The 4,507-nt window shown below is 70.8% G+C and carries 3 protein-coding genes and 1 pseudogene; 3 read left to right on the top strand and 1 reads right to left on the bottom strand.

Annotated elements, in window-relative coordinates:
- Positions 1 to 362: pseudogene (locus ACFDTH_RS17590) on the top strand (UDP-N-acetylglucosamine 1-carboxyvinyltransferase); the annotation flags it as partial.
- The gene (locus ACFDTH_RS17585; protein WP_375288849.1) at positions 359 to 1,210 is read left to right on the top strand and encodes a class I SAM-dependent methyltransferase; all 852 of its coding nucleotides are present in this window, start codon (positions 359 to 361) and stop codon (positions 1,208 to 1,210) included. The pseudogene ACFDTH_RS17590 and the gene ACFDTH_RS17585, both read left to right, overlap by 4 nt.
- 6 nt (positions 1,211 to 1,216) lie before the next feature.
- Here the strand turns inward: ACFDTH_RS17585 and ACFDTH_RS17580 are convergent, their stop codons facing one another.
- Positions 1,217 to 2,431, bottom strand: a complete 1,215-nt coding sequence (locus ACFDTH_RS17580) for a UbiH/UbiF/VisC/COQ6 family ubiquinone biosynthesis hydroxylase (RefSeq protein WP_375288848.1) — start codon at positions 2,429 to 2,431, stop codon at positions 1,217 to 1,219.
- A gap of 101 nt (positions 2,432 to 2,532) precedes the next feature.
- Between ACFDTH_RS17580 and ACFDTH_RS17575 the strand changes: the two genes are divergently transcribed.
- Positions 2,533 to 4,507 (top strand): DNA translocase FtsK 4TM domain-containing protein (locus ACFDTH_RS17575; RefSeq protein ID WP_375288847.1); only part of this gene is annotated, 1,975 nt, incomplete at its 3' end.

Raw genomic sequence — 4,507 nt, 5'->3', positions numbered from 1 at the left:
CCGGCTTCGCCACCGACATGCAGGCGCAGTTCATGGCGATGCTGTGCCGCGCCGATGGCGCCAGCGTGCTGACCGAGACGATCTTCGAAAATCGCTACATGCACGTGCCCGAGCTGGCGCGGATGGGCGCGGACATCCAGGTCCACGGCCGCAACGCGGTGGTCAGGGGCGTCGCGCGGCTGACCGGCGCGCAGGTGATGGCGACCGACCTGCGCGCGTCGATGAGCCTGATCCTGGCCGGGCTGGCGGCGGAGGGGGAGACCGCGGTGAACCGCGTCTATCACCTCGACCGCGGCTATGAGCGGCTGGAAGAGAAATTGAGCGCGGTGGGCGCGGATATCGAGCGGGTGAGCGACGGATGACCTTTGATCCCATTCCGCCGCTCAGCCTGTGGTCGATGCGCTCGCATGCCGAAGCGGTGGAAAACCTGCCGCGCCTGCGCAATCTGCACGCCGAAGTGATCGCGTACCAGAACGCGCTGAGCGCGGAGGCGCCGCCGCGCGGCTACAGCATCACCGCCGGGCGGATCGTGAACTTCGCGGTCAACTGGCCCGCCGATCCCAACAAGGCGCCCAACTGGCGCGAATCGACGCGCTGCCCCGATACCGGCCTGATCGCGCGGCTGCGCGCCGCCTATCACGCCTATCGCACGCTGCGGCCCGACCCTTCCGGCGACCGCATCTACATGACCGAAGGGCTGACCCCCTTCTTCCACTTCGTGGCGGAGCGGCATCCGGCCGTGGTCGGCAGCGAGTATCTGCCCGACACGCCCTTCGGCCAGAGCGACGCGCGCGGCGTCCGCTCGGAGGACCTGACCCGGCTGACCTTCGCCGATGCCAGTTTCGACGTGCTGATGAGCTTCGAGGTGCTGGAGCATGTGCCCGATTATCGCGCCGCGCTATCCGAATGCGCGCGGGTGCTGCGCCCGGGCGGGCTGGCGCTGATCACCGCGCCGTTCCGGGCGAAGGAGGCGGAGACGCTGGTGCGCGCCTCCGTCTCCGCGGACGGCAGCATCGTTCACCACGAACCGCCCGACTATCATGGCGACCCGGTGAACGCCGAGGGCATCCTGTGCTATTACTGGTTCGGCTGGTCGCTGCTGGACGAGATCCGCGCTGCGGGCTTCAGCGACGCCTATGTCGCCTTCTACGCCTCGCGCCAGTTCGGCTACCTCCAGCCGATGCAGTCGATGATCGTCGCGACCCGCTGAGGCTGCCTATACCGCCAGCCCATGCAGCAGGCGCGGCAGGTTACCCGCTTCGCCGCGCGCTTCGGCCATGAAGCGCGCCTTCAGGGGCGCGATCCGGTCGACCGCCGAGATGCCGAAGCGGCGGACCGCGCTGGCGGCGCTGCCGGGGATGCCGAACAGACGGGTGAGGCCGTCGGTGGTCGCGGCGACGAGCGCGGTGTCGAGCCCGCGCCAGGCCTGATAGCGGGCGAGCAGGGCGGCGTCGCCGAGATCGAGGCCGAGCCTCTTGCCCTCGACCAGCACCTCGGCGAGCGTGGCGACATCGCGCAGTCCGAGATTGAGCCCCTGCCCCGCGATCGGATGGATGCCGTGCGCGGCGTCCCCGACCAGCGCCAGCCGCTCGGCGGTGATCGTCGCGGCATGGTGGAAGCCGAGCGGATAGCCCGAGCGGGGCGCGGGGTGGGAGAGTTCGCCCAGGAACCCGCCCATCTTCGCGCTCGCCTCCGCCAGGAAGGCGCGGTCGGAGAGCTTGAGCATCGCCGGGCCGTGCTTCGCCGCCACCGACCAGACGATCGCGCAGCGGTGGCCGATGTCATCGTCCGGCAAGGGCAGCAGCGCGAAGGGGCCGGTGGGGTAGAAGATCTCGAACGCGATCTGGTTGTGCGGGCGTTCGTGGTGGAAGGCGCCGACGATGGCGTGGTGCGGATAGGACCAGCGCGCCACCGCGATCCCCGCCGCCTCGCGCGTCGGCGATGCGCGGCCGTCAGCGGCGATCAGGAGTTGCGCGGTGACGGTCTCGCCATCCGACAGTTGCGCGGTGACGCGTGCGGGGCCGCGCTCCACCTCCAGCGCATGGGTCTTCATCCGCAGGTCCAGCGTCGGGATCTCGGCGGCGGTGGCGTAGATCGCGGCGCGCAGCTGCCGGTTCTCGTACATGGTGCCGAGCGGCGGCTCGTCCGCGCCGGTGGTGAAGTCGAGCTTGCCCGGCTCCAGCCCGTCCGAGACGCGGATGTGGCGGATCGGGCAGCCCAATCCGGTCAGCCGCGCGCCGACGCCGATCGCGTCGAGCATGTTGCCGCTGGCGCTGGCGATCGCGGAGGCGCGCCCGTCGAAGGCGGCGGTGGCGGTGACCTGCGGGTCGGCGGGGTCAACCACCACCACCGACAGCCCGGCGCCCGCCAGCGCGATGCCGAGCGTCGCGCCGACCAGCCCGCCACCCAGGATCAGCACATCGTGTTGCATCGGCCACGCCCTATCCGGGATCGACACCCGCGACAACGCCCGCGTCTTGACGTCAGCGCCGGATTGGCGGAGGATTCACCCATTGTTCTTCGGAGGCAGGGATGGCGACGCAGGCTCCGTCACTTTGGCGGGAGACGGTGCGGGCGGGCGCGGTGCGCTCGGGCGCGCTGATCCTGGCGTGCGTGCTGTTCGCCGCCGCGGCGGCGATGGCGGTAGCGCTGGCGAGCTACAAGGCCGGCGACGCGGCGATCAACACCGAGGCGGGCAGCGTGCGCAACCTGCTGGGCGCGCCCGGCGCGCTGTTCGCGGATGGCGCGCTGACCTTGTTCGGCCCGGCGGTGGCGCTGCTGCTGCCGGTGCTGCCGATCGTCGCCTTGCGGCTGTGGCGCGACCTGCCCGCCGGCCGCTGGGGCCGGATGCTGCGCAATGCCGCGATCGGCGTGGCGCTGATGGCGACCGCGCTCGCCTTCGTCTCCGATCGCGCGGTGCTCGCCTTGCCCGCCGGCTGGGGCGGGATGGTCGGGCTGGCGCTGACCGGCGCGGCGGAGGCGGGACTGTCCTATCTGGAGCAGCCCGAGTGGCAGCGCTGGGGCGCGACCGCGCTCGGCATCCTGTGCGGCATTGCCGGCGCGGCGATCTGGGCGCGCAGCCTCGATCTCGACACCGGCGCGAGCGCGGCGTGGCGCCGTCGGCAGGCGCGGCGCGGCGCGCGGGTGGACGCGCGCGGCGGCCGGGTGTCGCTGCCCGACGATGATTATGAGGACGAGGATGCGCCGGTCGAGCTGGTCCGCAAGGCGATCCCGCCGCGCGCGGTGGCCGAGCCGGACCATCGCCCTGCGCCGGTGATCGGCGAGCGCACGATCGCGCCCTCCCCCGCCCGGCCCAAGGCGCAGCAGCAGTCGCTCGACCTGCGCGACGATTACGAGCTGCCCAGCCTTGACCTGCTCACCCCCGCGCCGCCGCCGGTCGCGGGCGCGATCGACAAGGCGGCGCTGGAGCGCAACGCCCGGCTGCTGGAGACGGTGCTGGACGACTTCAACGTCCGCGGCCAGATCACCGAGGTACGCCCCGGCCCGGTGGTGACGATGTACGAGCTGGAGCCCGCGCCGGGCATCAAGGCCAATCGCGTCGTCCAGCTCGCCGACGATATCGCGCGCAACATGAGCGCGCTCTCCGCGCGCGTCGCCACCATCCCCGGCCGCACCGTGATCGGCATCGAGCTGCCCAATGCCAAGCGCGAGACCGTGTCGATCCACGAACTGATCGGCAGCCAGGTGTTCGCCGACCAGAATGCGCAATTGCCGATCATCCTGGGCAAGAACATCGCCGGCGATCCGGTGATCGCGGACCTGGCGCCGATGCCGCATTTGCTGGTCGCGGGCACCACCGGCTCGGGCAAGTCGGTGGGCCTGAACGGCATGATCCTGTCGCTCTTGTATCGGCTGACCCCGGACCAGTGCCGGATGATCATGATCGATCCCAAAATGCTGGAGTTGTCGATGTACGACGACATCCCGCACCTGCTCTCCCCCGTCGTCACCGACCCCGCCAAGGCGGTGCGCGCGCTGAAATGGGCGGTGGAGCAGATGGAGGATCGCTACCGCCAGATGTCCTCGCTGGGCGTGCGCAGCCTGGCGAGCTTCAACGACAAGGTGCGCGCCGCGCGCGCCAAGGGCGCGCCGCTCGGCCGCCGCGTGCAGACCGGCTTCGGCGACAACGGCCAGCCGGTCTATGAGGAGGAACAGCTCGACTATCAGGTGCTGCCGCAGATCGTGATCATCGTCGACGAACTCGCCGACCTGATGATGACCGCCGGGAAAGAGGTGGAGTTCCTGATCCAGCGGCTGGCGCAGAAGGCGCGCGCCGCGGGCATCCACCTGATCATGGCGACCCAGCGCCCCTCGGTCGATGTGATCACCGGCGTGATCAAGGCGAACCTGCCGACGCGGATCAGCTTCCACGTCACCAGCAAGATCGACAGCCGCACCATCCTGGGCGAGCAGGGTGCCGAGCAGCTCCTGGGCAAGGGCGACATGCTCTACATGCCCGGCGGCAAGGGCATCGTCCGCGTCCACG

Origin of the sequence: Sphingomonas sp. (genome assembly GCF_042096255.1) — a bacterium.
Taxonomy (GTDB): domain Bacteria; phylum Pseudomonadota; class Alphaproteobacteria; order Sphingomonadales; family Sphingomonadaceae; genus Sphingomonas.
Note: the sequence above shows the minus strand (reverse complement) of the source record. Positions and strands in the feature narration are given on the sequence as shown.

What these genes read in the sequence shown, in the direction of transcription:
- ACFDTH_RS17585 (WP_375288849.1), top strand. Translation starts at nt 359, where the DNA reads ATGACCTTTGATCCCATTCCGCCGCTCAGCCTGTGGTCGATGCGCTCG.
- ACFDTH_RS17580 (WP_375288848.1), bottom strand. Translation starts at nt 2,431, where the DNA reads ATGCAACACGATGTGCTGATCCTGGGTGGCGGGCTGGTCGGCGCGACG.